Raw genomic sequence first — 26,045 nt, 5'->3', positions numbered from 1 at the left:
GGCGCCGATCGCGCGCGGATCACTGCGGCTCGGGCAGATCCAGCCAGGAGTACCAGCCGCGGTGCAGCACGAGCCAGGCGATGAGACCGTAACCGGCCTGGCCGGGGCGGCCGTCGTTGGCCGAGAGGTCCTTGCGCCACTGCTCGTGGTGCTGCAGCGGGTTGAAGGTGTCGACGTAGATGTGGTTGCGCCGCGTGACCACGTCCGCGAAGGCCGCCGAGAGATCGGCGATGCGCCGGTTGCGATCCGGATCCAGCGTGGGCGGAGGCCCGACCACGAGCACCTTCACGTTGGACTGGGCCGCAGTGTCGACCATATTGGCCATGTGCAGGCGCGAACGCGCCGTGGTGATGGACAGATCGACGTCGCGCGTGGACGGCGCGATCACCAGGCGGTTGTCTGCGCCGGCGGCGAAGCGGAGGGATGCCTCGCCGAACCAGCGGTCGTTGAGCGCCTCGCTGCCCTCGCCGGGGGCGGCGAGGACGTAGGAGGAGATCGGGACCACGTCATGGGGCGTGCGGGCCAGCACCCGGCCGTACCAGCCCAGCGCACGGGGGTCTCCGGCGCCGGCCAGCAGCTCGTCGCCGACCGCGACCATTCTGATCCTGCGTTGCTCCACGGGGTTCCTCTTCTTGATGTTCAGCACGGATGGTTGATGGTTCGGTCCCGATCGGGCCTCGGGGGAGGGCCTCGATAGAACCGCCGGTGACTCAGGCACCCGTCTCGCACAGCCTGTGCGGCCGCTGTGGCAACGGTACATCCTGCGGCGCCGCGCACGGGCACCGCGCGGGACATGGGGCGACGGGTGACGTGTCATCGTGACGACGGCGCCCGGCCCTCCTGCCGCCGCAGCGGGAGGCGGACCGGGCGCCGTGATCAGGTGCGCCTGAGTGACGCGGGGATCGGCTCAGCGGCCCTCGAAGAGCTCCTCGATGAGAGTCTCGAGCTCGAGCGCGTGGCGCTTGGCCGAGCCGGCGGCCGGGGAGGCCGAGGCCGGGCGCGAGATCAGCGAGACGCGGCGGTCGAGGTCCGGGACCAGGTTGACGGCCATGAAGGGCCACGGGCCCTGGTTGGCCGGCTCGTCCTGCGCCCACACGACCTCGGCGTTCGGGTACTTGGCCAGCTCCGCGCGGATCTCCTCGCTCGGCAGCGGGTAGAGCTGCTCGACGCGCACGATGGCCGTGCTGCGATCGTCGCTCTTCTCGCGGTGCGCGGCGAGGTCGTAGTACAGGCGGCCGGAGACGAGCACCACGCGGGTGACCTTCTCGGCATCCAGACCGGCCTGGTCCTCGATCACCGGGCGGAACGTGCCCGAGGTGAAGTCCTCGACCTGCGAGCTGGCGGCCTTCAGCCGCAGCAGCTGCTTGGGGGCGGCCACGATCAGCGGCTTGCGCGGACGGACGTGGGCCTGACGACGCAGCATGTGGAAGTGGTTCGCCGGGGTCGACGGCTGCGCCACGATCATGTTGCGCTCGGCGCACAGCGCGAGGAAGCGCTCGATGCGGGCTGAGGAGTGGTCCGGGCCCTGACCCTCGTAGCCGTGCGGCAGCAGCATGACCAGCGACGAGCGCTGGCCCCACTTCTGCTCGGCCGAGGAGACGAACTCGTCCACGATCGTCTGGGCGCCGTTGATGAAGTCGCCGAACTGCGCCTCCCACACGGTCAGGGCGTCCGGACGCTCGACCGAGTAGCCGTACTCGAAGCCGAGGACGCCGTACTCGGAGAGCAGCGAGTTGTAGATCGCCAGCGACTCCTGATCATCGACCAGGCCGTTGATCGGGATCCAGGACTTGCCGGTCTCGTTGTCGAAGAGCACCGCGTGGCGCTGGGTGAACGTGCCGCGCTGGACGTCCTGGCCCGACATCCGCACCGGGATGCCCTCCATCAGCAGGGATCCGAAGGCCATGATCTCGCCCATGCCCCAGTCGATGCCGCCGTCGACGGTCATCTTGGCGCGGCGCTCGAGCAGCTTGGTGAGCTTGCGGTGGACCGTGAAGTCCTCCGGCGACTCGAGGTGGGCCTGGCCGATACGACGGGCGGTGTCCACGGAGATGGCGGTCGAGCGGGGGATGGAGATCCCGGAATCGGCCTGCTGGGCCGAGGGGCGCTCGATGTTCGAGATCGCGGCGGCATCGCCGGTGACCAGCGGGGCCTCGGAGGTCTGGGCCTCGTGGGTCTCGGTGAACACCCGCTCCAGGCGCTCCTGGTAGTCCTTGAGCGCGCGATCGGCCTCGTCCTGGCTGATGTCGCCGCGGCCCACGAGGTTCTCGGTGTAGACCCGGCGCGTGGAGCGCTTCTGATCGATCAGGTCGTACATCACCGGCTGGGTCATCGAGGGGTCATCGCCCTCGTTGTGACCGCGGCGGCGGTAGCAGATCAGGTCGATCACGACGTCCTTGTGGAAGCGCTCGCGGTACTCGAAGGCCATCTGGCCCACGTGGGTGACGGCCTCGGGGTCATCGGCGTTGACGTGGAAGGTCGGCACCTGCACGGAGCGGGCGACGTCCGTGGCGTAGGTCGAGGTGCGACCGGCCTCCGGACCGGTGGTGAACCCGATCTGGTTGTTCACCACGACGTGCACCGTGCCGCCCGTGGCGTAGGCGGGCAGCTCGGCCATCTGCATGACCTCGTAGACCACGCCCTGACCGGCCACGGCGGCATCGCCGTGGACCTGGATGGGCAGCACCGGGAAGGTGCCGTCGCCCTCGGGGCCTGCCCCGAGGACATCGGTCTTGGCGCGGGCGACGCCCTCGATCACCGGGTCGGCGGCCTCGAGGTGCGACGGGTTGGCACCCAGGTAGACCTGGGTCTGGTTGCCGGCATCCGAGGTGAAGGTGCCCTCGGTGCCCAGGTGGTACTTGACGTCGCCGGAGCCCTCGGCGCGGGGATCCTGGCCGCCGTCGAACTCGCGGAAGACCTGGGCGTAGGACTTGCCGGCGATGTTCGTCAGCACGTTGAGGCGCCCCCGGTGGGCCATGGTGATGGCCACGCCGGCGAGGTTCTGATCGGCGGCATCGGAGATCACGGCGTCGAGCAGCGGGATCAGCGACTCGCCGCCCTCCAGCGAGAAGCGCTTCTGGCCGACGTACTTGGTCTGCAGGAAGGTCTCGAAGGCCTCGGCCGCGTTGAGGCGGCTGAGGATGCGGAACTGCTCCTCGCGCGAGGGCTTGGTGTAGCCCTTCTCCAGGCGCTCCTGGAAGAACTCGCGCTCCTGGGGTGCGTCCAGGTGCATGTACTCGATGCCGATCGTGCGGCAGTAGGCATCGCGCAGCAGGCCCAGGATGGTGCGCAGGGTCAGCATGCGCGCCCCGCCGAAGCCGCCGGTGGGCCACTCGCGGTCCAGGTCCCACAGCGACAGGCCGTAGGTGCGGATGTCCAGATCCGGGTGGGCGCGCTGTTCGTAGCCCAGCGGGTTGATGGCGGCCATCAGGTGGCCCCGGACGCGGTAGGCGTGGATCAGCTGCTGGATCCGGGCGACCTTGTTGACCTCGGTCTCCGGGTTCACCTGGTTGTCGGTGACCCAGCGCACGGGCTCGTAGGGGATCTTCAGCCCGTGGAAGACCTCGTCCCAGAACTCGTCGCCGAGCAGGTAGGACTCGATCAGCTTCAGGAACTCGCCGGAGCCGGCGCCCTGGATGACGCGGTGGTCATAGGTCGAGGTCAGGGTGATGACCTTGGAGATCGCATTGCGCGCCAAGGTGCGGGGGGAGGAGCCGCGGAACTCGGCGGGGTAGTCCAGCGCGCCGACGCCCACGATCGTGGCCTGGCCCTTGGACAGGCGGGGCACGGAGTGCACGGTGCCGATGCCGCCGGGGTTGGTCAGCGAGACCGTTGTGCCGGCGTAGTCGTCCATGGTCAGCTCGCCCTTGCGGGCACGGCCGACCATGTCCTCGTAGGCATCCCAGAACTCGCGGAAGGTGAGGTCCTCGGCGCCCTTGATGTTGGGCACCACCAGGTTGCGCGAGCCGTCCTTGTTGGGCAGGTCGATCGCCAGGCCGAAGTTGACGTGCGCCGGTTGGATGGCCACCGGCTTGCCGTCCTGCTCCTCATAGGTGACGTTCATGGACGGCATGTTCTTCAGCGCCTTGATGACGGCGTAGCCGATCAGGTGCGTGAAGGAGACCTTGCCGCCGCGGTTGCGGGCCAGGTGGGAGTTGATGACGATGCGGTTGTCGATCAGCAGCTTGGCCGGCACCGCGCGCACGGTCGTGGCGGTGGGGACCGACAGGGAGGCCTCCATGTTGGCGGCCACGGCCTTGGCCGGCCCGCGCAGCTTCACCGCCTTGTCCTGCGGCTCGTCCTGCGGCTGCTCTGCGGATCCTGCCGAGGTGGACTCCACTGGGGTGCTCTCCTGGGTGCTCTTGTTCGTGGTCTTCTGGGGGGCGGGCTTCGAGGCGGCGGCGCTCGGGCCCTTCTGCTGCGCCGCGGAGGACGGCGCCGGCTTCTTCCCCGGTGCCTCCGCCTCTGCTGCGGACTCGTTCGTCGTGGCCTCTGCCGGGGGCTTCGGGGAAGCTGCCGCGCTGTCGCGGCCGGAGGATGCGGCGCGGTCCATGGCCTCGAACACCGGCCACCAGTCACGATCGACCGAGTCGCGATCCTTCCGGTAGCGCTCGTAGAGGTCCTCGACCAGCCACTCGTTGCCCGCGAACTCTTCCGGGATCAGATCTCGTGGTGTGCTTGGCACGTGCCTTACGCCTCATTCTCTCGTCTGTGTTCCGCGGCCGCTTCCGGTCGCGTCCGAGGACCGCTGCACCGGTTCCGGGGGCACCGGCGGGTCATCGTCGAGACGCCGCCCCGGCCCGGTCCGGGAGGCGGTGGAACGCACTGCTCCCGGGGGCGGTCATACGGGGCATGAGTCTAGTGGGACGAATGGGCCAGGGCTAGCAGGCCGGGGGCGCCTAGACTCGTCGACGTGCGATTGCTGAACACTCCCGTGACCGATCTGACCTACGACGACGCCTTCCTGGTCCCGTCGTCGTCGCAGATCTCCTCGCGCTTCGACACCGACCTGTCCGCGCCCGATCCCACCGGATCCACGATCCCGATCGTGTCCGCGAACATGACCGCGGTGACCGGCAAGCGGATGGTCGAGACCATGGCCCGGCGCGGAGGGCTGGGCGTGCTGCCGCAGGACCTGCCGCTGGAGGTCATCGCCCGCGAGACCGCCTGGGTCAAGGATCGCCCCCGCCGCTTCCTCGCAGCGCGGGCCATGCGCGCCCAGGACTGCGTGCAGGAAGCCCGTCTCCGGATGGGCGAGTACGCCCACGGCGGCATCCTGGTGGTCGACGACGACGGCCGCCTGCTCGGCCTCGTCCAGGAGCAGCAGTGCCGGGAAGCCGACGGCAGCGCTGCACTGCGCACGGTCATGCGCACGGACCTGCCGGCGATCCCTGAGCAGGACCTGCTGGGCGATGATCCCTCTGCGGCCCCGGCGTCCCTGGTGCCGACCATGGCCGCCGTCAGCCAGCGCCTGGCGCAGGCCGGCACGGAGATCGCCCCGGTGGTCTCCGACGAGGGCCTCGCGCTCGGCGTGATCACCGCCCAGGCCGCCGTGCGTGCCACGATCTACACGCCGAACCTGGACTCCGAGGGGCGCCTGAAGGTCGCAGCGGCCATCGGCATCAACGGCGATGTCGCCGGCCGGGCTCGGGCGCTGATCGAGGCCGGTGTGGACGTGCTGGTGGTGGACACCGCGCACGGCCACCAGCAGAAGATGGGACAGGCGCTGGAGGCCGTGCGTGCGATCGGCGGCTCCCGGCCGATCGTGGCCGGCAACGTGGTCACCGCCGAAGGCGTGCGTGACCTGCTCGCAGCCGGGGCGGACATCGTCAAGGTCGGCGTGGGCCCGGGTGCCATGTGCACGACCCGCATGATGACCGCCGTGGGGCGCCCCCAGCTGTCGGCCGTGCTCGAATGCGCCCAGGCGGCCGCGGAGCTGGGCGGGGCCGTGTGGGCCGACGGCGGCGTGAAGCATCCCCGCGACGCGTCCCTGGCGCTGGCGGCAGGCGCCAGCCAGGTCATGGTCGGGTCCTGGTTCGCCGGGACCTTCGAGGGTCCGGGGGAGCTGAAGCGATCCGCCGACGGCCGCCTCTACAAGGAGAGCTTCGGCATGGCCTCCACGCGCGCCGTGCTCAGCCGCACCGCGGGCCTGGAGGCCTTCGAGCGCTCGCGCCGGGCGATGTTCGAGGAGGGCATCTCGAGCTCCAGGATGTACCTGGACCCGCGTCGTCCGGGGGTGGAGGATTTGATCGACCACCTCACGGCCGGGGTGCGCAGCTCCATGACCTACGCCGGGGCCGTCGACCTGGAGCAGTTCGCCGAGCGGGCGGTGATGGGAATCCAGAGCAGCTCGGGCTACGAGGAGGGCCGCGCCCGCACTGAGAGCTGGAGCTGAGGCGCGCCGGAGATCGCGGTTCGCGCGAGGGCCCCGGCGTCCGTGCGGCCCGAGGTGACCGAGGGTGCGGGTGCTGTTACAGTGCGTCGAGCAAATGAAAATCATTATCAAGAAGGTGCCTGCCCACCTTGCTGATCGACCGCGGCGCCTGCGCCGCTGGAATGGACTCGACTCCGTGCACAGCATCAACCCCCCTCGAGACCGCAGCGCACGCAGCTGGGCGCCTCCTCGCGCCGCGACGGCCGCCGCGGTGCTCAGCGCCTCCGCGCTGGGGCTGTCGGCCTGCGGCCAGGGAGCGGCTGAGATCCAGAGCGGCCACGAGATCACGGTCGTGACCTCGACCTCGGTCTACGCGGATGTCGCCGAGCAGGTCGCCGGCGATGGCGTGGAGGTCATCCCGATCATCGACTCGCCCGCCCAGGACCCGCACTCATTCGAGGCGGCGCCGGCGGATCGGCTCACCGTCGAGGACGCGGATCTGGTGATCGTCAACGGCGGCGGCTACGACGCCTTCATGGAGGATCTGCTCGGCGATTCCGAGGGCCCCGTCATCGACGCCGTCGAGCTCTCCGGTCTGGAGGGCGCCGAGGCCGCGGCCGAGCAGGAGCACGACCACGCCGAGGGCGAGGACCACGACCACGACCACAGCGGCTTCAACGAGCATGTCTGGTACGACCTCGGCACCGTCGATGCGGTGGCCCAGGCGACCGCTGACCGGCTCGGCGAGCTGGATCCGGACGGGGCGCAGGACTACTCGCAGCGCGGCGAGGACTTCGGCGACGAGCTCGAGGCGCTGGGTCAGCGCCTCGACGACCTCGACGCCCAGGGCGACTACCTGGCCACCGAGCCCGTGGCCGATCACCTGCTCGAGCGCGCGGGCCTGCACGACGCCACCCCGGAGGAGTTCACCGCCGCGGTCGAGGACGGCGCGGACATCCCTCCGCTGACCTACACCGAGGTCGAGGAGACGGTCGATGAGGGGCGGTTGGCGCTCTTCGCCTACAACGAGCACACGGCCGGTGGGCAGACCGAGCGGCTCCGTGAGGCCGCGGACACGGCAGGCGTCCCGGTCGTCTCCTTCACCGAGACCATGCCCGAGGGCGAGTCCTACCTCGCGTGGATGAGCGCCAATATCGGCTCGATCGAGCAGGCGGCGTGAGCGAGCAGGACGCCCCCATCGCCGCCTTCCGGGGTGCAGAGCTGGCCCTCGGTCGGCGTCGTCTGTGGTCCGGGCTGGACCTGGAGATCGGGCGCGGCGAGTACCTCGCCGTGCTGGGCGGCAACGGCACCGGCAAGACATCCCTGCTGCGCGTCCTGCTCGGGCTGCTGCCGCTGTCCGACGGCAGCGTGGCGATCAACGGCCATGCCCCGCGCCGCGGCTCCACCGAGATCGGCTACGTCCCGCAGCAGCGTGCCTTCGCCGCCGAGGTCCCCATGCGAGCCCGCGATCTGGTGGCGCTGGGGATCGACGGGCACCGCTGGGGTCCCCGTCTGCTCGGACGCGGCGCCGTGCGGCGGCGGGTCGACGAAGCCCTCGAGCGCGTGGGCGCCCAGGACTACGCGGACGAGCCCGTGGGGACCCTGTCCGGAGGCGAGCAGCAGCGCCTGCGCATCGCCCAGGCGCTGATCACCGACCCCGGTCTGCTGCTGCTCGACGAGGCTCTGCTCTCGCTGGACCTCACGCATCAGCGCGAGGTCGCTGATCTGGTGCTCGAGCAGAAGGAGCGCACCGGGGCGGCCACCGTGTTCGTGACCCACGACGTCAATCCGATCATCGACGACGTCGACCGGGTGCTGTATCTGGCCAACGGATCGTTCCGCATCGGCACGCCCGGGGAGGTGCTGCGCACGGAGGTGCTCTCCGGGCTCTACGGCGCGCCCATCGAGGTCGCCGAGGTCGCCGGGCGGATCGTGGTGGTCGGCGCCGAGCGCGAGGACGCCCACCACATGCCCCTGGATGACACCCCGCACACCACCCCTTCCGCCGAGCCGCGCCTGGGCACGCAGCGGCCCCGAGGAGGAGCCTCCTGATGAACGACACGCTGAGCCTGCAGGGACTGCTCGATCAGGTCTTCGTCTTCGAGCGCTACGGCGAGCTGGTCGTCCTGCTGCAGAACGCTCTGTGGGCGGGGGCTCTGATCGGGCTCGTCGGCGGGATGATCGGGACCTTCGTGGTCATGCGCGACATGGCCTTCTCGGTGCACGCGGTGGCGGAGCTGTCCTTCGCCGGAGGCGCGATCGCTCTGCTGGCCGGCACCAGCATCGTCACGGGCTCCCTGGCGGGCTCGGTGGTCGCCGCGGTGCTGATCGGTCTGCTGGGCTCCCGGGCGCGGGCGTCGAACTCGGTGGTGGGCGTGCTCATGCCGTTCGGACTCGGCGTGGGGATCCTGGCCCTGTCGCTCTATCAGGGGCGCAGCGCCAATCAGTTCGCTCTGCTCACGGGCCAGATCGTCTCGGTCTCCGAGGTCCAGGTGGCTGCCATGGCCGCGCTGTCGGTCGTGGTGCTCGCGGGGCTCGCCGTGATCTGGAGGCCGCTGTCGTTCGCGAGCCTGGATCCGGCCGTGGCCCAGGCCCGCGGCGTGCCCACGCGGGCGCTGTCGGTCGTGTTCATGCTCCTGCTGGGCGTGGCCGTGGCCATGTCGGTGCAGATCATCGGCGCCCTTCTGGTGCTCGCCCTGCTCGTGACACCGGCGGCCGCCGCCATCAGCCTCACGGCTTCTCCGGCGCGGATCGTGATCCTCTCCGTGGTCTTCGCCGAGATCTCGATGGTGGGCGGGATCCTGCTGGCGCTGGGCGGCGCGCTGCCGATCAGCCCGTATGTCACCACGATCTCCTTCGCTCTGTGGGGCGCTGCCCGGATCATTGCGCGGTTGCGCTCGGGGCGCTCCGGGCGAGCTGGGGCGGGGGAGGCTCCGGCCGAGAGCCGGTCGGCCCAGGCCGGCCCGACCGTCTGAGCCGGACAGCAGCTTCGAGCGGCGTTCAGGCGGTCCCGGAGCGGCGCTGCACCCCGGGGATCTCAGAACAGGACGGGCAGTGCGGCCGGGGCCACGGAGATGATCGCCGGGCCTCGACCCACGGACTCGCCGTCGGCGCAGATGAGGTTGGGGGCATCGACCTCGACCCGCACTGCGGGCTCGATCGCCACCTCGTCGAGCCCCAGATGGGCGCCGAGGATCAGCCGCGGGAAGAGCAGGAGGATGCGGGCCCGCGACAGCGCCCGGACCTGGAAGACCTCGAGCCGGCCGTCGCGCGGGTCGGCGTGGGGCACGATCGACAGCCCGCCGCCGATCGACGACGTGTTCGCGACCGAGAGCATCAGCGTGCGCCGCGAACTCAGCAGCTCGGTCCCGTCAGGACGACGGATCGCCAGCGCCATGTGCGATTGGCGGTAGCGCATGGCCTCGACCGGGACGGCGGCCGCGTACTTGGCCGAGCCGCGAGGCCAGCTCCAGGTGTTCGCCAGCTCGTTGACCACGGCGTCGATCCCGCAGCACGCGGCGGTGGCGAACCAGCGGCGCGTGCCGTCGGCGAGTTCGATGAGGCCCAGGTCCATGTCCGCGGGTCCCTCGTCGAGGCGGCGCAGCACGCGCCCGGCGGCCATCTCCGGATCGCCGTGGGGCAGGCGCATGTGCCGGGCGAGGTCGTTGCCCGTGCCGGTGGGGATCAGCCCGAACGGGATCGGCGGACCGCCGCGCTCCTGATGCTCCTGCAGCACGTTGAGCACGGTGTGCGACATGCCGTCGCCGCCCACGGCCAGCACGGCGGCGGGAGCGCTGCCGTCTTCCCGGCAGCGCTCCAGGCGCCGGTGCAGGGGCTGGCCCCAGGCCACGCCGGAGCCGCTGGAGGGGTCTTCGGACTGCCCGTCCTCGGAAGGCCCGCTCCACACGGCCTCGGTGGCATAGCCGCCGGTGCGCAGCATGGCCGCAGCGCGCTGGACGGGGCCGTCGCGGTGCCGGTGGGGGTCGGCGACCAGCAGGATCAGGGGTGCGGAGGAGTCGGTGCTCATGCCGGCTCGTGAGCCCGGGGCCCGCGCGCAGAGCACTCGGCGCACAGCCCGACGATCTCGATGGTGTGATCCACCTGCGTGAACCCGTGGCGCTGGGCGGTCTGGGAGGTCCAGCGCTCGATCTCCGGGGCCTCGAGCTCCACGGTGGCCCCGCAGCTGCGGCAGACCAGGTGATGGTGGTGGTGCTCGGCGGCGCACTGGCGGTAGATCGATTCGCCGTCCTCGCTGCGCAGGACATCGACCTCGCCGGCCTCCGACATGGACTGCAGGATCCGGTAGGTCGTGGCCAGGGAGACGGACTCGCCGCGCTCGCGCAGGATCTTGTGCAGGTCCTGGGTGGAGACGAAATCGGTCTGCACGGCCATGGCGGCCTGCACGGCACGACGCTGCCGCGTGACGCGCACGGCGGCCTGCGGCTGCGGGGCTGACGGCGAGGGCACTTCGGAACTCCTTCTCGGGATCGCCGCCGCTGTCACCACATCTCGGCGGGCGGAGGCCCTGCCATGCTACCCGCGGGCTCGGAGGGCCCGGCAGGCGGCCACGGCGTGCGGGCCGAGGCGGCCACCGGCGCCGAGCCGGTGCGTCGTCGTCGGGGATCAGTAGGCTGGGCCTCGACCACCGGTCAGGTGCCGCCCGCGAGTGGCCGCATCACCGGTGACCGCACCCGAGCACAGGAGCGCAAGGTGAAGCTGACCAAGTACACGCACTCGTGCGTGCGCCTCGAGATCGACGGCACCGTCCTGGTCCTGGACCCCGGCAACTTCTCCGAGGTCGAGGAGGCCATGGCCGGAGCCGATCACCTGCTGATCACGCACACCCATCCCGATCACCTGGATCCGCAGCGCGTCCCGGAGCAGCTGCGCGCCCGGCGCGACCTGCAGGTCTGGGCCCCGGGCTCGGTGGCCGCGGACCTGCGCGAGCAGCTCGGCCAGGAGGCCGTCGATTCGCAGGGCCGGGTCCGCATCCACGACGTCGACGCCGAGACCGAGCTGGACCTGTCCGGTGTGCGCGTGCGCACCTTCGGTGGGCAGCACGCGCTGATCCACCCGCTGATCCGCACCGTCGACAACGTCGGCTACCTCATCGAGGAGCGCGTCTACCACCCCGGGGACTCGCTGGTCGTCCCGGACGGCATCACGCCGTCCACCGTGCTGGTCCCGCTGCACGCCCCATGGTCCAAGATGGCGGAGGTCATCGACTTCCTCATCGCCGTCGGCGCGCAGAAGGCGTACCCCATCCACGACGCCCTCCTCTCGGACAACGGCTTCGGCATCGTGGAGAAGCAGGTCACCGCCTTCGCGGCCAAGTACGGCACCGACTACGAGCACCTCGACCCCGGCACCGCGGTGGAGGCCTGAGTCCCCGCTCACTCTTCCGCCGAGACACCCTCTGACCCACCCGCAGACCCAGGAGGACGCAGTGACGACCATCTTCACCCGCATCATCGACGGCGAGATCCCCGGCAGGTTCGTCTGGACGGACGACCAGTGCGTCGCCTTCCTCTCGGCCGACCCCCTGTCCACCGGGCACACCCTCGTGGTGCCCCGTCAGGAGGTGGACCACTGGCTCGACCTGGATCCTGAGCTGGCAGCGCACCTCATGCGCGTCTCACAGCAGATCGGCCAGGCCCAGCGCCAGGCCTTCCAGCCGCGGCGCGTGGGCCAGATGATCCAGGGCTTCGAGGTCCCGCACTGCCATGTGCACGTGTGGCCGGTGTCCTCGACCTCGGACTTCGACTTCGCCAACGCCGACCACGACCCGGATCAGGCGGTCATGGACCAGGCTGCCCAGCAGATCCGCGACGCCCTGCGCTCGGCCGGTCATCAGGAGCACGTTCCGCAGGACTGAGCCGGAGGGGGCTGTCTCACCGCCCCTTCCGGGCCGTGGCCCTCAGCGGGCAGCTGCCTCCCTGAGGGCCTTGCGCACGCGCTTGGCCGAGACCGTGTGGGCGGTGCCGAGCTCCTGGGCGAACAGCGAGACGCGCAGCTCCTCGAGCTCCCACTCGATCACCGCCAGCGACTCGGGCACCGGCAGGCCCTTCGGCACGGCGGCCACGGCCTTGTCGAACTCATCCTCCAGGGACTGGATCTCGGTCATGCTCACGGCGTCGCGCTGGATGTTGGCGGTGCCCACGAGCTTGTCGATGCGCAGCTCCATGGCCTTCAGATACCGGGGCAGGTGCTGCAGGTGCGCCCATCCGATCCGGGTCACGAAGCCTGGCTCGACCAGGCGGTCGAGCTGCTCGCGGATGTCGGCGAACGCGCTCACGGCCGCCATCGAGGACGGCCGCTTGATCCGCTTGCGCACCGAATTCGCCAGCGTGAGGACCTCGGCCACCAGGGCCGTGACCAGGAAGACGGTCTCGATCTGCTCGGCACGGACGTCGTCGAAGAGCCGGTCGAACTCCTGACGCGTCCAGGGCGGCTCGGTCGGCACCAGCTTGTCCACGGCAGCGCGGGTGCAGTCCTGTATCAGGGCCTCGACCGAGCCGTGCGGATTCTGGGTGAAGACGATCTTCTCCCGGTTGTCCAAGTGCTCCGAGATGAACCGCTGCGTGTTCGGCAGGCGCCGCAGCAGCAGCGAGATCGTCCCGGAGCGCTGGGCCGCCCTCTGGTCCTGCTCCGAGGTGAAGACGCGGATATCGGCGGTGGGCTCGGCGGCATCGGCTCCGGGGGAGGCCACGAGAGCCGGCCAGCCCGTGATGCGCTGCCCGGAGACCACGGTGTCGACCTTGCGGGGCAGGTCCTGCTCGGGCCATTCGGTGAGCCCAGTGCGTTCCAGCGCCGGTCCTGCGGCCTCCTTGTCTCCGCCGCGAGGGGCCGCGGCCTGCTTCTGCGCTGCGGAGCCGCGCTTGCCGCTGCCGGGTCCGGGGACGGCGCCGGGGCCGGGCGTCGGCAGCGCCGAGGCCGAGGTGCCCAGCGATTCGGCCAGTGCGGCGCGGACCTGGTCCCGCAGGGCGACCTGCAGGTGCTCGAGGTCCTCGCCCTCGCCGAGGACCCGGTTGCGTGCGTCGCGGACCTGGAAGTGCATGCGCAGGTGCTCGGGGACCGCCGACCAGTCCCAGGACCCCGGCGGGATGACGATGCCCTTGAGCTGGCGCAGGGCGCGCTCCAGCGCCTGCTCCAGGTCGTCCTGCTCCGGGTCGGCCTGCGCGTCGAGCAGCTCGACGGCCCGGCGCGCGACATCCGGGGCTGGGACCACGGCCTTGCGCACCTGCTTGGGCAGCGAGCGGATCAGGGCGGTCACCAGCTCGGTGCGCAGCCCCGGGATCAGCCAGCGGAAGGGGCCGGGGCTCAGCTGGTGCAGGAAGAGGATCGGCACCCGCACGGTGACGCCGTCGGCCTGGCGCCTGGAGCCCTTCTGTCCGGAGGCCCCGCCGCCGGAGCCGGGGGCGAACGTGTAGTCCAGATCAAGGCTGAGCTCGCCGCCGTCGGTGCGGGCGATCCAGTGCCGCGGGTAGGCGGAGTCGTCCCAGGTCTCGGCCTGGTCGTCGATCAGCTGCTCGGGGTCGAAGTCGAGCAGGTGCTCGTCCTGGCGCGAGGCCTTCTTCCACCAGGTGTCGAAGTGGGTCTGGGAGACGACCTCGGCGGGGACCCGGGCGTCGAAGAACTCGTAGAGGGCCTGGTCGTCCACTCGCAGGTCCTTGCGGCGCAGGCGGGACTCGAGCTGCTCGACCTCGGCGAGCTTCTTCCGGTTGCGCTGCACGAAGCGGTGCCGGGTTTGCCAGTCGCCTTCCACCAGGGCCTTCTGGAGGAAGATCTCGCGCGAGGCGACCGGGTCGATCCGCCAGTAGCCCACGGGCCGATCGGCCGCCAGTGGGACGCCATAGAGCGTGGCCCGCTCCTTGGCCATCACCGCGCCCTGGCTGCGGGACCAGTACGGCTCCGCATAGGTGCGCTTGACCAGGTCGCCGGCGACTTCCTCGATCCACTGCGGCTCCACCGCCGCGTTGACGCGAGCCCACAGCCGGGAGGTCTCCACGAGCTCGGCGGAGACCACGAAGTCCGGCTTCTTCTTGAACAGCGCCGAGCCCGGGAAGATCGCGAAGCGCGTGCCGCGGGCTCCCTGATAGTCGCGGGTGCGCTCATCGCGCAGGCCGATATGGCTGAGCAGCCCTGCCAGCAGTGACTTGTGGACGTCATCGGACTTGGCGGCCGGGTCGATCTCCCGGTCGCGGCCGACCTCGATGCCCACCGAGCGGCCCATCTGGCGCAGCTGGGTGTAGAGGTCCTGCCACTCGCGGATGCGCAGGAAGTTCAGGAACTCGCGCTGCACGGTCTTGCGGAACTGCGAGCTCGACAGCTGCTCCTGCTGCTGCTGGAGGTGCTGCCACAGCAGCAGGAAGCCCAGGAAGTCGGAGGTCGTGTCCTTGAACCGGGCGTGCAGCTCATCGGCCTGTGCCCGCTTCTCGAGCGGGCGCTCGCGCGGGTCCTGGATGGTCAGCGCGGCGGCCAGGATCATGACCTCGCGGGCGCAGCCGCGACGCTGGCCCTCCACGATCATGCGGCCCAGTCGGGGATCCACCGGCAGGGCGGCCAGGGTGCGTCCGGTGCGGGTCAGCGGGGAGCGGTCGTCGTCGTGGCCCCGGCCCCGACGGCCCCGGGAGCGTCCGCGCGACCCGCGCCCGGAGCGGTCGTCGTCCTGCCCTGCCCGACGACCGCGGGAGGACTCTGACGAGCGCAGGGCCCCGAGCTCGCGCAGCAGCATCACGCCGTCCTTCACGGCGCGGGACTCGGGCGGCTCCACGAAGGGGAAGCGGCTGATGTCCTCGGGGGAGCGGACCACCCCGGCGGAGGTCATCTGCAGGATGACGGAGGCCAGGTTGGTGCGCAGGATCTCCGGATCCGTGAATTCGGGGCGGGACTCGTAGTCCTCCTGCGAGTACAGCCGGATGCAGATGCCGTCGGAGACGCGCCCGCAGCGGCCCGCGCGCTGATTCGCCGAGGCCTGAGAGATCCGCTCGATCGGCAGGCGCTGGACCTTGGTGCGCGTGGAGTACCGGGAGATGCGCGCGGTGCCGGTGTCGATCACGTACTTGATGCCGGGCACGGTCAGCGAGGTCTCGGCCACGTTGGTGGCCAGCACGATCCGCCGCGACGAGCCGCGGGAGAAGACGCGGTGCTGCTCGGCCATCGACAGCCGCCCGAACAGGGGCAGGACCTCGGTGCCGCGCAGGCGCGGGCGGTCAGCCACCAGCGACTCGATCGCCTCCTGGGCATCGCGGATCTCGCGCTCGCCGGAGAAGAAGATCAGGATGTCGCCGCGGTCCTCGTGGGACAGCTCCTCGACGGCCTCGCACACGGCCTCGAGCGGATCGCGGTCCTCGTCCTCGAGGCCGTCGTCGGTGTCCTCGTCGAGATCCTGCTGGCCCTCCAGCGGCCGGTAGCGGATCTCGACGGGATACGTGCGCCCGGAGACTTCGATGATCGGCGCGGGCTCGGGCCGGGCGTCCTGCGGGGCGTCAGTCGGCAGAGGCTCGTGGAAGTGCTCGGCGAAGCGCTCCGGGTCGATCGTGGCCGAGGTGATGATCAGCTTCAGATCCGGGCGCTGCGGCAGGATCGTCTTGAGGTAGCCGAGCAGGAAGTCGATGTTCAGCGACCGCTCGTGGGCCTCGTCCACGATGATCGTGGAGTAGCGCGAGAGCAGGCGGTCGTGCTGGATCTCGGCCAGCAGGATGCCGTCGGTCATGAGCTTGATCTGCGAGTTCCGGCCGACCTCCGAGGTGAAGCGGACCTGGTAGCCGACCGTCTGCCCGATCTTCTCACCCATCTCCTCGGCGATGCGCTCGGCGACCGAGCGCGCGGCGATGCGCCGGGGCTGGGTGTGCCCGATCATGCCGGAGTCCCCGAGACCCAGCTCGAGGCACATCTTGGGGATCTGGGTGGTCTTGCCGGAGCCGGTCTCGCCGGCGATCACGACGACCTGATGGTCGCGGATCGCCGCTTGGATGTCCTGGCGCCGGCCCGAGACCGGCAGCTGTTCGGGGTAGACGATCCGAGGGCCTGTGCCCTCATGCGCGGTGGTGGTCATAGCCGGGCCATCCTACGGGGCGGGGACGACGGCACTGACGGCACTGTCCGCCCCTGAGCGCTCGCGGACCGGGCCGTCGCTTCAGAGCAGCCCGAGCGCGCTGCGGGCGGCTCGGGACGTGGCTGCCAGGTAGGACCCGCCGCGCGGCGGATCGAACAGCACGGCGTGGGCGATCAGCACGAAGAGCTGATGGAGCCCAGTGCGCTCGCGCCATCCGTCGTCCAGCGGATGCGCCTCCTGGTAGCCGACCAGGATCTCCTCCATGTGCGGGGCGCCGAAGACTTCGAGGAAGGCCAGATCCTGCTCCCGGTGATCGCCGTGGGCGGCGGGATCGATCAGCACCGCGCCCTGGTCGTCCCACAGGAGGTTGCCTGCCCAGAGGTCGCCGTGGATGCGGGCGGGGCGGTCGCCGTCGTCGAAGTCACCGGCCTCGAGGGCCTCGGTGACCCGCTCGATGTCCTCGAGCTCCCGGCTTGCGACACCGCGGGAGCGCAGCCGTTCGAGCATGGGGCGCAGCCGCTGACCGCCGTAGAACGCACCCCAGGACCCGGTCGGCTCCAGCGGCACCTCGAGCGGCTGCTCGAGCGGTCCGAACCAGCCGGTGCGCCAGCCGTCCTGCGGTGCCGGCTGGGTCCAGTCGCTGCTGCCGACCGGCACCGGGGGAGCGGCGCCGAATCCGTCGGCGCCGAGATCGTGTGTCTGCGCCAGGGCGCGGCCGAAGGCGCGAGCGGCCTCGGCCGTGGGGCGCGCCGGGTCGATGCGGGTCAGCTCCAGGAAGTCCGCACCGACGTCGTGGACACCTGCGCAGCGCACCGGTCCCTCGTCGAGCCACAGCAGCCCGGCGGCCTCCAGGGCGAAGACGCCGGGGGAGGAGCCGTCGGAGGTCTTGCGGTGGATCTGGTGCTCAGCAGGCTTGCGGTTCGGGGTCATGCCTCGAGTGTGGCGGCATTAGGCTGGATTCGCACGTCCTGAGAGGGGCGTGTGCCGGACGGACGACGATGCCGAGGACCACCGCCATGCCCAGGACACCGCAGCAGCAGCGAGCCCGACGCCGCCGCGTCGCAGGCCTGCTGGCCCTCGTGGGCATCATCCTGCTGCTGGTATCCACCTACGCCGTGCCCATGGGCATCATCTACTGGGCCCGGGCCAACTCGCAGGAAGCACCGATCCCGCTCACCGACGGCGCTCTGCTCACGATCATCGCCGGTCCTGTCTCACTGGTGCTCGGCGGCGTCCTGAGCATTGCTGCCTTCCAGATCAGTCGCTCCAACGCCGAGCCCCGCAGCCATGAGGATCGCGAGCTCGACGAGCAGTGGGGCGACGAGGTCCTGATGGACTTCGATCCGACGGAGTTCAACAGCGGGCACCGTTCAGCGCGCCAGCGCGAGCGAGAGCGCGACCGCTGGAGCTGAGCAGACTCAGCTGAGCAGGCATGGAGGCGCCCAGGGGCGCAGCACCCGATGTCCGCAGGTGCTGCGCCCCTGGGCGCTCACGGTCCTTCTCGTCCGCAGCGGTCCTTCAGGATCGGCGACGACGCCGCAGCGCGCTCCCGCCCACCAGGCCGGCACCGGCCAGCAGGAGGACGCCGCCGGCGATGACCAGGGACCCGTTCGAGACGCCGGTGTGCGGCAGCTGCTCGCCCCACCACTGCTGCGCGGGGGAGGCCTCGGCCTCCTGAGCAGGGCCGGCCTGCTCAGGGCCCGCCTGCTCCGGGGCGGCCGGGGCAGGTTCCGGTGCGGCGCCGTCGCCGGGGGCCGCTGTATCCGGACCGTCGCCCGGGGCCGCGGCACCCGGGGTCGAGGTGGCCGTCGGCTGCGGGACGATGGGCTCCTGCGACGGCTGTCGGGTCGGCTGGGCGGTCGGCGTCGGCGTCGACGACGAGGTCGGGGCCGGCGTTGGCTCCTCGGTCGGCTCCTCCGTCGGCTCCGTGGAGGGTGTCGGGGTGGGCTCCGCCGTCGGCTCCGGCGTGGGCGCCTCGGTGAGCTCTTCCGTGGGCTCCGCTGTGGGGCTGGGTGTGGGTTCCGGAGCCGGTGTCGGGGTGGGCTCATCGGCGGCGGTGGTCAGGGTCTGGTCGATCGCAATGATCGGCTGCCCATCGGATCCGGAGACGGCTGCGGTGAGCCACGGCTCCCGTGCCCTCGGCATCCGTGCGGAAGGTCGCGGTCGTGACCTGACCGCCGGGTCCGGTGACGACCACGGTGTACTCGGTATCCGGAGTCAGATGCTCGTGGCGGATGGTCCAAGGGTTGGTCGCGCTGCCCTGGTCGTCTCCGCTGGAGAGCGTGACGGAGTGGGGCTGCGCCAGCACTGCCGCGTCGGTGACCAGCGCCTGGGCGAGGGGGCTCAGGTGAAACTACGGGGGAGAGGCCGGCTCCGACGGCGAGAGGCTGCCATGCGGAAAAGACCCGAGCCGGGGCGCCGTCTCTCGACGATGCCCCGGCTCGGGTCGGAAGGTGCCCGAGATAGGATTCGAACCTACGACTTCCTGCTCCGGAGGCAGGCGCTCTATCCCCTGAGCTACTCGGGCGGGGGGGTCGGTGCAGCGGCGCTGATGCCGTGATCGACCCGACGACTCTACCACCACGCCCGCTCCGGGGCGCACCGGCACCACCGGCGGCGGTCCCGTCGGCCGATCCGGCTCGGCGAAGGCCCGCAGGTACACTGTCCCGGTGACTCCCGAAGAACTCTCCGCAGCCCTGTCCGCCAGCCTCGAGCAGGCCGTCGCCTCGGGGGAGCTCGCTCTCGCAGAGGACGCGCAGCTGCCCGAGCTGAAGGTGGAGCGTCCCAAGAGCCGAGCCCACGGCGACTGGGCCACGAATATCGCCATGCAGCTGACCAAGAAGGTCGGGATGCCTCCGCGCGAGGTCGCCGCGGTGCTGAAGGCCCGCTTCGAGCAGATCGACGGCATCGCCTCCGTCGACATCGCCGGGCCAGGCTTCCTGAACATCGTCCTGGACGCCGCCGCCGCAGGCGAGCTCGCCCGCTCCATCGTGGAGGCCGGCCGGGACTTCGGCCGCGGCACCGGCATGCAGGGCCGCAGCATCAACCTCGAGTTCGTCTCCGCCAACCCCACCGGCCCCATCCACCTGGGCGGCACCCGCTGGGCCGCCGTCGGCGACTCCTTGGCCCGCGTGTTCGAGGCTCAGGGGGCAGAGGTCACCCGCGAGTACTACTTCAACGATCACGGAGCCCAGATCGATCGCTTCGCCCGCTCCCTGCTGGCCCGCGCCCAGGGCGAGCCCGCCCCGGAGGACGGCTACGGCGGGGAGTACATCTCGGACATCGCCCAGCGCGTGCTGGCCGCGAACCCGGGCGCCCTGGAGTCGGCGGACCCGCAGGAGGTCTTCCGGGCCGCCGGCGTGGAGTTCATGTTCGGCGACATCAAGCAGTCCCTGCACGAGTTCGGCGTCGACTTCGACGTCTGGTTCCACGAGGACTCACTGTTCAAGGACGGCTCCGTGGAGACCCTGCTGGAGCAGCTCAAAGCCAGCGGCGCCCTCTACTTCGCCGAGGGCGCGTGGTGGCTGCGCTCCACCGACCACGGCGACGACAAGGACCGCGTGGTCGTGAAGTCGGACGGCAACGCGGCCTACATCGCCGGCGACATCGCCTACTACAAGGACAAGCGCGAGCGCGGAGCCGACCTGTGCCTCTACCTGCTGGGTGCGGATCACCACGGCTACGTGGCCCGGCTCAAGGCCGTGGCCGCCTCGCTGGGCGACTCCCCGGATCGGGTGGAGGTCATGATCGGGCAGATGGTCAACCTGGTCCGGGACGGGGCGGCGGTGCGCATGTCCAAGCGCGCCGGCACCGTCGTGACCATGGAGGATCTGGTGGAGGCCGTCGGCGTCGACGCCGCGCGCTACTCGCTGACCCGGTACTCGATCGACTCCAACATCGACATCGACCTGGACCTGCTGACCAAGCGCTCCAACGAGAACCCGGTGTTCTACGTCCAGTACGCCCACGCCCGCACCTGCGCGGTGGGCCGCAACGCGGCCGCCGTCGGCGTGACCCGCGTCGGGGAGGACGCTCAGGACGCCTTCGATGCCTCCCTGCTGTCGGATGAGACCGAGACCGAGCTGCTGGCAGGGCTGGGGCAGTACCCGCGCATCGTCGCCGAGGCCGCGCAGCTGCGCGAGCCGCACCGCGTGGCACGCCACCTGGAGGCGCTGGCCGGGTCCTACCACCGCTGGTACGGCGCCTGCCGCGTGACCCCGCAGGGCGACGAGCAGATCACCGACACCCACCGCACCCGCCTGTGGCTCAACGATGCCACGCGCCAGGTCCTGGCCAACGGCCTCGAGCTGCTGGGCGTGAGCGCTCCGGAGAGGATGTGAGCATGTCCCAGGACAGTGATCCTTCGCAGGAGCAGGCCGAGGACGTCGTGACCACCGGCTTCCGGCTGCAGCCGGTCCCGCTGCTCGAGCCCGCCCGGGGGGAGCAGATCCACACCGGACCCAGCCCGCTGGCGCCCGAGTGGCTCGAGGTCCCGCAGGACTGGACGAGCCTGGATCCCGCGATCTGGCCGGAGCAGTTCGGCCGCGACCACGAGGGCACCCTCACCGTCTCCGGCATTCCCACCACGGCCCTGGCGGAGCACTACGGCACCGCGCTCTACGTGGTCTCTGAGGACGCCTTCCGGCAGCGCGCCGCCCAGTTCCGCACGGCCTTCCAGGGCGCCTTCGCCGCCATCGGCGCAGAAGCCTCCGTCTACTACGCCGGCAAGGCCTTCCTGACCCCGGAGATCGCCCGCTGGGTGCAGGAGGAGGGGCTCAACCTCGACACGGCCTCCGGCGGCGAGATGGCGGCAGGGCTGCGCGGCGGCATGCCCGCCGAGCGCATGGCGCTGCACGGCAACAACAAGTCCGCCGCGGAGATCACCATGGCGCTGGACGCCGGCGTGGGCCGCATCGTCGTGGACTCCCTGCAGGAGATCGAGCTCGTGGGGCGGCTGGCCCGCACGCTCGGGGTGAAGGCTCCGGTGATGATCCGGGTGACCCCGGGCATCCACGCCGAGACCCACGAGTTCATCGCCACTGCCCACGAGGACCAGAAGTTCGGGCTGTCCATGACCGCCGAGGACGGCGAGTCCCCGGCTCTGCACGCCATCAGCGACTGCGTGGCGCATCCGGACATCAAGCTGATGGGGCTGCACTGCCATATCGGCTCGCAGATCTTCGCCGCTGACGGCTTCGCCCAGGCCGCCGATCGCGTGCTCGGTCTCATGAGCGAGGTCGAGGGCCGCTTCGGCGTCACGCTGCCGCAGCTGGATCTCGGCGGCGGCTACGGCATCGGCTACACCGCCGCCGATGTTCCGCGCCCGGCGGCGGAGATCGCCCAGGACATCGCCCGGGCCGTCCAGGACTCATGCCGACGGCTGGGCCTGGCAGTCCCGCACCTGTCCTTCGAGCCCGGTCGCTCGATCACCGGACCCGCCGGGATCAGCCTCTACACCGTGGGGACCTGCAAGTCCGTCACGGTCCAGGACGGCCTGCGCCGTCGCTACCTCTCTGTCGACGGCGGCATGTCGGACAACGCCCGTCCCGTGCTCTACGGCGCGGACTACTCGGTGGTCGTGGCCGATCGCGCACAGGAGCACCGCGGCCAGGCCGCCGCGCTGTCCCGCGTGGTCGGCAAGCACTGCGAGTCCGGTGACATCCTGGTGCACAGCGCCTACCTGCCCGAGGGTGTGCGCGCCGGCGACCTGCTGGCCGTGCCCGCCACCGGCGCGTACTGCTGGGCGCTGTCCAGCAACTACAACTGGCTGCCGCGACCCGGCGTGGTCGCGGTGCGCACCGTCGACGGCGCCGCCGAGGCCCGCCTGATCGTGCGCGGGGAGACCGAGGACGACCTGTTCGCCCGCGATGTCTCCCAGGATCCCGAGGCCTCGCGCCCTCTGCGCCTCGGCGAGCGCTGAGACCGCAGCACCCACCCGCCCGAACGCCCTGACCCCACCCGTCTGGAGCCTCCACGTGACCCACGCCCACGACACCCGTCCCGACACCGTCCGGATCGCCCTGCTCGGCGCCGGCAACGTCGGCGCCGAGGTGGCCCGCGTCCTGCTCGAGCAGTCCGAGGAGCTGGGCCGCCGCATCGGCGCGCGCCCCGAGCTGATCGGCATCGCTGTGCGCGACACCTCCGCTCCGCGCACCGTGGAGCTGCCGCAGCAGCTGCTCACCACCGATGCCGAGTCGCTGATCGATGCCGCCGACGCGGTCGTCGAGCTGACCGGCGGCATCGAGCCGGCGCGCACCCGCATCCTGCGCGCGCTGAACGCGGGCAAGCCCGTGGTCAGTGGGAACAAGGCGCTGCTGGCCCGGCACGGGGAGGAGCTGCACAACGCTGCCGACGCCTCCGGGACCACGCTGAACTATGAGGCCGCCGTGGCCGGTGCCATCCCGATCGTGCGCCCGGTGCTCGAGTCGCTGTCCGGGGATCGCATCCACCGCGTGCTCGGCATCATGAACGGCACGACCAACTACATCCTCGATCAGATGGACACCACCGGGGCCTCGTTCGACGACGCCCTGGCCGAGGCCCAGCGCCTGGGCTTCGCGGAGGCCGATCCCACGGCCGATGTGGAGGGCCACGACGCCGCCGCCAAGGTCGCGATCCTGGGCGGGCTGGCCTTCCACTCGTCATACACGATCGACGACGTCTACTGCCGGGGCATCCGCGGGATCACCGCCGATGATGTCGAGGCCGCGCGCTCTGCGGGCTTCGTGATCAAGCTGCTCGGCGTGGCCGAGCGGGTCTCCTCGGGCGTCAACCTGCGCGTGGTGCCGACCATGATCCCGCGCAGCCACCCGCTGGCCAGCGTGCACGGCGGCTACAACGCGGTGTTCGTGGAGGCCGAGGGCGCCGAGGAGCTGATGTTCTACGGCCCCGGCGCCGGCGGCGGCCCCACGGCCTCGGCCGTGCTGGGCGATCTCGTCTCGGCGCTGCGCCGCGTGGTCGCGGGCGGTCCGGGCATCGGCCCGGCCGTGCACGGGCGCCTGGCGGCCACCGGCGTCGACGACGTCCAGACCAGCTTCTCCCTGACCCTGCTGTGCCCCGATCAGACCGGGGTGCTCGCGGAGGTGGCGGGCGTGTTCGCCGAGCACGGCGTCTCGGTCTCGACCATGCGTCAGGACGACGTCCGCGACGACCCCCGTCGACCCGGCGAGGACCTGGCCGAGATCCGCATCGTGACGCACCGGGCCCGCAACGCGGATCTCGTGCGCACCGTCGAGGCCGTGCGCGGCCTGGAGGTGGTCTACGAGCTCTCCGGACTGATCCGGGTCGAGTCCGAGGACTGAGCCGGACCCGTCCCGGCCGGCGCGGGCCGGTGAACCCGTGAGTGCGACGGGCCGCAGCGGCCCGGGCACGACGAGGCAGTGACAACCCAGCGGCCCCGCCCTCCAGGCGCGGGGACCGCAGCGAAGCGAGGAGCAGCAATGGCACATCAGTGGCAGGGCGTCATCAACGAGTACCGCGACCGCCTTCCGGTCTCCGATTCCACCCCCGTCGTCTCGATGGGCGAGGGCGGCACCCCGCTGATCCGCGCCCGTGCGCTGTCCGAGCTGACCGGGTGCGAGGTCTGGGTCAAGTTCGAGGGCATGAACCCCACCGGCTCCTTCAAGGACCGCGGCATGACCATGGCCATCACCAAGGCCAAGGAGGAGGGGGCCAAGGCGGTCGTGTGCGCCTCGACCGGCAACACCTCGGCCTCTGCGGCCGCCTATGCCAAGCAGGCCGGCATGCGCTGCGCCGTGCTGGTGCCCGAGGGCAAGATCGCCATGGGCAAGATGGCCCAGGCCGTAGCCCACGGCGCCGACATCATCCAGATCACCGGCAACTTCGACAACTGCCTCGAGGTCGCGCGCAAGCTCTCCGAGTCCTACCCGGTGTTCCTGGTCAACTCGGTCAACCCGTACCGCATCCAGGGTCAGAAGACCGGCGCGTTCGAGGTCGTCGACGCCCTGGGCGATGCTCCGGACCTGCACATCCTGCCGGTGGGCAACGCGGGCAACATCACCGCGTACTGGAAGGGCTACCAGGAGTACGCCGCCGAGTTCACGAACGACGCCGGCCACGTCCTGCCGGCGGTGGCGACCCGGACCCCCACCATGTGGGGCTTCCAGGCCGAGGGATCGGCGCCGCTGGTGGCCGGTCACCCGATCGACGACCCCGACACCGTGGCCACCGCCATCCGGATCGGCAACCCCGCCTCGTGGGACACGGCGATCGCCGCGCGCGACGAGTCCGGTGGACTGATCGAGGCCGTCTCGGACACCGAGATCATCGCAGCTCAGCGCTTCCTGTCCTCGAAGGACGGCGTGTTCGTGGAGCCCGGCTCCGCCGCCGGCGTGGCGGGCCTGCTCAAGAAGCACGAGCAGGGCCAGGTCCCGGCCGGTGCGCGGATCGTCATCACCGTGACCGGCCACGGCCTCAAGGACCCGCAGTGGGCCGTGAAGGGCGCCGAGGCCGAGGATCCGCACGCCGCCGAGCCGGTGCGCGTGGACTTCGACGTCGTGTCCGTCGCCTCCGCACTGGATCTCGAGTGAGCCCGGCGGAGCGCCGGGACTGGCGCGATGTCCTGAGCCCTGGGCAGACTGTGGCCGTGAGCGTCCCCGCCTCGACCGGCAACGTGGGACCGGGCTTCGACACCCTGGGTCTGGCCCTCGAGCACCGCGACGAGGTCGAGCTCACCGTCCTGGAGTCCGGCCTGGAGTTCGAGCTGCAGGGCGAGGGTTCGGAGTCGGTGCCGCGCACAGAGGACCATCTGCTGGTGCGCGCCGTGCGCGCGGCCTGGCGGGAGGCGGGGCTGCGGGAACAGCCCGGCATGCGGATCGTGGCACGCAACCGCGTCCCGCACGGTCGCGGCATGGGCTCCTCGGCCGCCTGCGCCGTGGCCGGCGTGGTGGCGGGCAATGCTCTGCTGGCTGCGCAGCAGCGCCTTGACGAGGACACCGTCTTCCAAGTCTGCGCCAGTATGGAGGGCCACCCGGACAACGTGGCCCCGGCCCTGTACGGCGGCCTGACGATCTCGTGGGGCGAGCCCGGCGCTTGGCGCACGGCGCCGGTGGCCGTGCTGTCGCAGATCGTGCCGATCGTGGCGATCCCCAACTACGAGGTCTCCACCGCGCTGGCCCGCTCGCTGCTGCCCGAGACGGTCGAGCACCGCGAGGCCGCCCGCAACGCCGGGCGCTGCGCGCTGCTGATCGATGCCATGTCGCGCCGTCCCGAGCACCTGATGCCGGCCACCGCGGACAGCCTGCACCAGCCCTTCCGCGCCCCTGCCATGGCGCCCAGCGCGGCGCTGGTGACCGCGCTGCGCGAGCAGGGCCACGCCGCTCTGATCTCAGGAGCCGGGCCCACGGTGCTCGTGCTCTCCGGCTCCTCGGCTGCCGCAGAGGCTGCCGAGCAGGCCATCGGCGAGCTCGCCGCGCACCTGGGCCCGGACAGCGAGCACGTCACCTGGCGTGTTCTGCGGCTGTCCGTGCCGCAACAGGGTGCTAGGGTGAGCGAGCATCCGCACAGCATCTAGGATGCGCCCGGGCGTTCGAGCCCGATCCGACAGACCGCGGTCCGTCATCGGTTCTCGTCCTCTCCGCCCTACCCGACGGAAGC

The 26,045-nt window shown here is 71.2% G+C and carries 19 protein-coding genes and 1 tRNA gene; 12 read left to right on the top strand and 8 right to left on the bottom strand.

Annotated features, from left to right (window positions below; genetic code table 11):
* Positions 1 to 19: 19 nt before the first annotated feature.
* Both M3E84_RS05520 and M3E84_RS05515 read right to left on the bottom strand, forming a co-directional pair.
* Positions 20 to 619: a GDSL-type esterase/lipase family protein gene (locus M3E84_RS05520; RefSeq protein WP_259895144.1), complete on the bottom strand. Its 600-nt coding sequence runs from the start codon at positions 617 to 619 to the stop codon at positions 20 to 22.
* A 288-nt stretch (positions 620 to 907) separates the two neighbouring features.
* A complete protein-coding gene (locus tag M3E84_RS05515) occupies positions 908 to 4,684 on the bottom strand; it encodes a multifunctional oxoglutarate decarboxylase/oxoglutarate dehydrogenase thiamine pyrophosphate-binding subunit/dihydrolipoyllysine-residue succinyltransferase subunit (RefSeq protein ID WP_259895130.1) in 3,777 nt (1,258 codons plus the stop codon).
* Positions 4,685 to 4,912: 228 nt separating this feature from the next.
* Here M3E84_RS05515 and M3E84_RS05510 point away from each other — a divergent pair, with 228 nt between their 5' ends.
* From M3E84_RS05510 to M3E84_RS05495, 4 genes are all read left to right on the top strand, one after another.
* Positions 4,913 to 6,394, top strand: a complete 1,482-nt coding sequence (locus M3E84_RS05510) for a GuaB1 family IMP dehydrogenase-related protein (RefSeq protein WP_259895129.1) — start codon at positions 4,913 to 4,915, stop codon at positions 6,392 to 6,394.
* 175 nt (positions 6,395 to 6,569) lie between these two features.
* Positions 6,570 to 7,553, top strand: coding sequence for a metal ABC transporter solute-binding protein, Zn/Mn family (locus M3E84_RS05505; RefSeq protein ID WP_259895127.1), 984 nt, complete (start codon positions 6,570 to 6,572; stop codon positions 7,551 to 7,553).
* A complete protein-coding gene (locus tag M3E84_RS05500; protein WP_259895125.1) occupies positions 7,550 to 8,425 on the top strand; it encodes a metal ABC transporter ATP-binding protein in 876 nt (291 codons plus the stop codon). Before M3E84_RS05505 ends, M3E84_RS05500 begins: the two co-directional genes overlap by 4 nt.
* Positions 8,425 to 9,348, top strand: coding sequence for a metal ABC transporter permease (locus M3E84_RS05495; RefSeq protein ID WP_259895123.1), 924 nt, complete (start codon positions 8,425 to 8,427; stop codon positions 9,346 to 9,348). The genes M3E84_RS05500 and M3E84_RS05495 overlap by 1 nt, the downstream gene beginning before the upstream one ends.
* Positions 9,349 to 9,410: 62 nt before the next feature.
* Here the strand turns inward: M3E84_RS05495 and M3E84_RS05490 are convergent, their stop codons facing one another.
* A complete protein-coding gene (locus tag M3E84_RS05490) occupies positions 9,411 to 10,400 on the bottom strand; it encodes a diacylglycerol kinase family protein (protein WP_259895122.1) in 990 nt (329 codons plus the stop codon).
* Positions 10,397 to 10,840, bottom strand: coding sequence for a Fur family transcriptional regulator (locus M3E84_RS05485; protein ID WP_259895120.1), 444 nt, complete (start codon positions 10,838 to 10,840; stop codon positions 10,397 to 10,399). Before M3E84_RS05485 ends, M3E84_RS05490 begins: the two co-directional genes overlap by 4 nt.
* A 243-nt stretch (positions 10,841 to 11,083) precedes the next feature.
* Between M3E84_RS05485 and M3E84_RS05480 the strand changes: the two genes are divergently transcribed.
* Complete coding sequence (locus tag M3E84_RS05480) at positions 11,084 to 11,758, top strand: MBL fold metallo-hydrolase (RefSeq protein ID WP_259895142.1); 675 nt, start codon at positions 11,084 to 11,086, stop codon at positions 11,756 to 11,758.
* Between the two features lie 61 nt (positions 11,759 to 11,819).
* A complete protein-coding gene (locus M3E84_RS05475) occupies positions 11,820 to 12,248 on the top strand; it encodes an HIT family protein (protein WP_259895118.1) in 429 nt (142 codons plus the stop codon).
* A 42-nt stretch (positions 12,249 to 12,290) separates the two neighbouring features.
* On the opposite strand, the gene hrpA is transcribed toward M3E84_RS05475, so the two are convergent.
* Both hrpA and M3E84_RS05465 read right to left on the bottom strand, forming a co-directional pair.
* On the bottom strand, positions 12,291 to 16,430 hold the full coding sequence (hrpA, locus tag M3E84_RS05470; protein ID WP_259895116.1) for an ATP-dependent RNA helicase HrpA: 4,140 nt from the start codon (positions 16,428 to 16,430) through the stop codon (positions 12,291 to 12,293).
* A gap of 81 nt (positions 16,431 to 16,511) precedes the next feature.
* Positions 16,512 to 17,360: a fructosamine kinase family protein gene (locus M3E84_RS05465; protein WP_259895114.1), complete on the bottom strand. Its 849-nt coding sequence runs from the start codon at positions 17,358 to 17,360 to the stop codon at positions 16,512 to 16,514.
* An 86-nt stretch (positions 17,361 to 17,446) separates the two neighbouring features.
* On the opposite strand from M3E84_RS05465, the gene M3E84_RS05460 reads away from it, so the two are divergent.
* Positions 17,447 to 17,842, top strand: coding sequence for a hypothetical protein (locus M3E84_RS05460; protein ID WP_259895112.1), 396 nt, complete (start codon positions 17,447 to 17,449; stop codon positions 17,840 to 17,842).
* Positions 17,843 to 17,948: 106 nt separating this feature from the next.
* Here the strand turns inward: M3E84_RS05460 and M3E84_RS05455 are convergent, their stop codons facing one another.
* Both M3E84_RS05455 and M3E84_RS05450 read right to left on the bottom strand, forming a co-directional pair.
* The gene (locus tag M3E84_RS05455; RefSeq protein ID WP_259895110.1) at positions 17,949 to 18,575 is read right to left on the bottom strand and encodes an LPXTG cell wall anchor domain-containing protein; all 627 of its coding nucleotides are present in this window, start codon (positions 18,573 to 18,575) and stop codon (positions 17,949 to 17,951) included.
* Between the two features lie 309 nt (positions 18,576 to 18,884).
* A tRNA-Arg gene (locus tag M3E84_RS05450) sits at positions 18,885 to 18,957 on the bottom strand.
* 142 nt (positions 18,958 to 19,099) lie between these two features.
* Here M3E84_RS05450 and argS point away from each other — a divergent pair.
* The 5 genes from argS to thrB all read left to right on the top strand — a co-directional run bounded on the left by argS (position 19,100) and on the right by thrB (position 25,962).
* Positions 19,100 to 20,770 carry an arginine--tRNA ligase gene (gene argS / locus M3E84_RS05445; RefSeq protein WP_259895109.1) on the top strand — a complete coding sequence of 557 codons (1,671 nt, stop codon included), beginning with the start codon at positions 19,100 to 19,102 and terminating at the stop codon, positions 20,768 to 20,770.
* Positions 20,771 to 20,772: 2 nt separating this feature from the next.
* Positions 20,773 to 22,350 (top strand): diaminopimelate decarboxylase, encoded by a 1,578-nt coding sequence (gene lysA, locus M3E84_RS05440; RefSeq protein ID WP_259895107.1) that lies wholly within the window; start codon positions 20,773 to 20,775, stop codon positions 22,348 to 22,350.
* A 55-nt stretch (positions 22,351 to 22,405) separates the two neighbouring features.
* Positions 22,406 to 23,731 carry a homoserine dehydrogenase gene (locus M3E84_RS05435; RefSeq protein ID WP_259895105.1) on the top strand — a complete coding sequence of 442 codons (1,326 nt, stop codon included), beginning with the start codon at positions 22,406 to 22,408 and terminating at the stop codon, positions 23,729 to 23,731.
* A 138-nt stretch (positions 23,732 to 23,869) separates the two neighbouring features.
* Entirely contained in the window at positions 23,870 to 24,979 is a 1,110-nt protein-coding gene (gene thrC / locus M3E84_RS05430) for a threonine synthase (protein ID WP_259895104.1), read from the top strand.
* Positions 24,980 to 25,035: 56 nt separating this feature from the next.
* Entirely contained in the window at positions 25,036 to 25,962 is a 927-nt protein-coding gene (gene thrB / locus M3E84_RS05425; protein WP_259895103.1) for a homoserine kinase, read from the top strand.
* The last annotated feature ends 83 nt before the right edge of the window (positions 25,963 to 26,045 follow it).

The organism is Kocuria sp. p3-SID1428 (assembly GCF_025149945.1).
Classification (GTDB): Bacteria; Actinomycetota; Actinomycetes; order Actinomycetales; family Micrococcaceae; genus Kocuria.
This window is presented reverse-complemented; position numbering and strand designations above follow the sequence as displayed.